The 2,500-nt window shown below is 54.2% G+C and carries 2 rRNA genes (1 of these 2 only partly in view); both read left to right on the top strand.

The window, feature by feature from the left end:
- Positions 1–2,025: ribosomal RNA gene (locus QP457_RS21275) — 23S ribosomal RNA — on the top strand; it begins 856 nt to the left of the window's first position.
- Positions 2,026–2,194: 169 nt separating this feature from the next.
- Positions 2,195–2,309: ribosomal RNA gene (gene rrf, locus QP457_RS21270) — 5S ribosomal RNA — on the top strand.
- Positions 2,310–2,500: the final 191 nt, after the last annotated feature.

Below are 2,500 nucleotides of genomic sequence, written 5' to 3'. Positions count from 1 at the left end.
TGGCTAGGGGGTCATCGCGACTTACCAAACCATTGCAAACTCCGAATACCGAGACGGACTGTATGGGAGACACACGGCGGGTGCTAACGTCCGTCGTGAAAAGGGAAACAACCCAGACCCACAGCTAAGGTCCCAAATTTTGTGCTAAGTGGAAAACCATGTGGAAAGGCACAGACAGCCAGGAGGTTGGCTTAGAAGCAGCCACCCTTTAAAGAAAGCGTAATAGCTCACTGGTCGAGTCGGTCTGCGGGGAAGATTTAACGGGGCTAAGCACAGAACCGAAGCTTGGGGTGTGCATATTTATATGTACGCGGTAGAGGAGCGTTCCGTAAGCCGTTGAAGGTGGATTGAGAAGTCTGCTGGAGGTATCGGAAGTGCGAATGCTGACATGAGTAACGATAATGCGGGTGAAAAACCCGCACGCCGAAAGCCCAAGGTTTCCTTGCGCAACGTTAATCGGCGCAGGGTGAGTCGGCCCCTAAGGCGAGGACGAAAGTCGTAGTCGATGGGAAGCAGGTTAATATTCCTGCACCTCGCGTAAGTGCGATGGAGGGACGGAGAAGGTTAGGCATACCGGGCGTTGGTTGTCCCGGGGAAAGGCGGTAGGTTTGGATCTTTGGCAAATCCGGGATCCTTCAAGACCGAGCACCGAGACGAGCCTTTATGGCGAAGTTGCTGATACCACGCTTCCAGGAAAAGCTCCTAAGCTTCAGCTTACGCAGACCGTACCGTAAACCGACACAGGTGGGTAGGATGAGAATTCTCAGGCGCTTGAGAGAACTCGGGTGAAGGAACTAGGCAACATGGCACCGTAACTTCGGGAGAAGGTGCACCCTTTTTGGTGGCTCGTGCGAGCTATAGCTGAAGAGGGTCGCAGTAACCAGGCCGCTGCGACTGTTTATCAAAAACACAGCACTCTGCAAACACGAAAGTGGACGTATAGGGTGTGACGCCTGCCCGGTGCTGGAAGGTTAATTGATGGGGTCAGCCGCAAGGCGAAGCTCTTGATCGAAGCCCCAGTAAACGGCGGCCGTAACTATAACGGTCCTAAGGTAGCGAAATTCCTTGTCGGGTAAGTTCCGACCTGCACGAATGGCGTAACGACAGCGGCGCTGTCTCCACCCGAGACTCAGTGAAATTGAAATCGCTGTGAAGATGCAGCGTTCCCGTGGCAAGACGGAAAGACCCCGTGAACCTTTACTATAGCTTTACACTGAACGTTGAGTTCGTCTGTGTAGGATAGGTGGGAGGCTATGAAACCATGGCGCTAGCTGTGGCGGAGCCATCCTTGAAATACCACCCTGTCGTGCTTGACGTTCTAACCTGGGTCCATTATCTGGATCGGGGACCGTGTATGGTGGGTAGTTTGACTGGGGCGGTCTCCTCCTAAAGAGTAACGGAGGAGCTCGAAGGTACGCTCAGCGCGGTCGGACATCGCGCACTGTGTGCAAAGGCATAAGCGTGCTTGACTGCAAGATCGACGGATCAAGCAGGTAGGAAACTAGGACTTAGTGATCCGGTGGTTCTGTATGGAAGGGCCATCGCTCAACGGATAAAAGGTACTCCGGGGATAACAGGCTGATACCGCCCAAGAGTTCATATCGACGGCGGTGTTTGGCACCTCGATGTCGGCTCATCACATCCTGGGGCTGTAGTCGGTCCCAAGGGTATGGCTGTTCGCCATTTAAAGTGGTACGCGAGCTGGGTTCAGAACGTCGTGAGACAGTTCGGTCCCTATCTGCCATGGGCGTTGGAGATTTGAGAGGGGCTGCTCCTAGTACGAGAGGACCGGAGTGGACGAACCTCTGGTGTTCCGGTTGTCACGCCAGTGGCATTGCCGGGTAGCTATGTTCGGAAGCGATAACCGCTGAAAGCATCTAAGCGGGAAGCGCGCCTCAAGATGAGATCTCCCGGGGCACAAGCCCCCTGAAGGAACCATGTAGACTACGTGGTTGATAGGTCAGGTGTGTAAGTACAGCAATGTATTGAGCTAACTGATACTAATGATCCGAGAGGCTTGACCATATAACCTCAAGTTGCCTTGGCCGACATGACATGTCGATAGATCCAAGTGCACGCTACGTCACAAGACCAAACGAGAGGCAGGCGCTCAGGCGCGTCTCTTTGCAACGCTGGCATCACCATGCCCGCCCCCTGCAAAGACACGGCGTCCAAGCGACACTCCAACCGCCTCCCTGGTGAAATTAGCGCTATGGAACCACCCGATCCCATCCCGAACTCGGAAGTGAAACGTAGCTGCGCCGATGGTAGTGTGGCCTAAGCCATGCGAGAGTAGGTCATCGCCAGGGTTTATACCCCGAAAACCCCGCTGCTCATGCAGCGGGGTTTTCCTTTTTTTGCAAGCCTCAGGTTTCGACCTGGACTTACGGCAACAACTTCGCGAAGAGCTTCAAGTTCCTCTCACAAGTTGTTGACAAAGCTGAAAAGCCTGCCATAATAGGCGGCTCGCAACGACGAAAGGCCCTCGGGTCCAACGACG

Origin of the sequence: Stenotrophomonas sp. As-7, from assembly GCF_030291015.1 — a bacterium.
Taxonomy (GTDB): Bacteria; Pseudomonadota; Gammaproteobacteria; order Xanthomonadales; family Xanthomonadaceae; genus Stenotrophomonas; species Stenotrophomonas lactitubi.
This window is presented reverse-complemented; position numbering and strand designations above follow the sequence as displayed.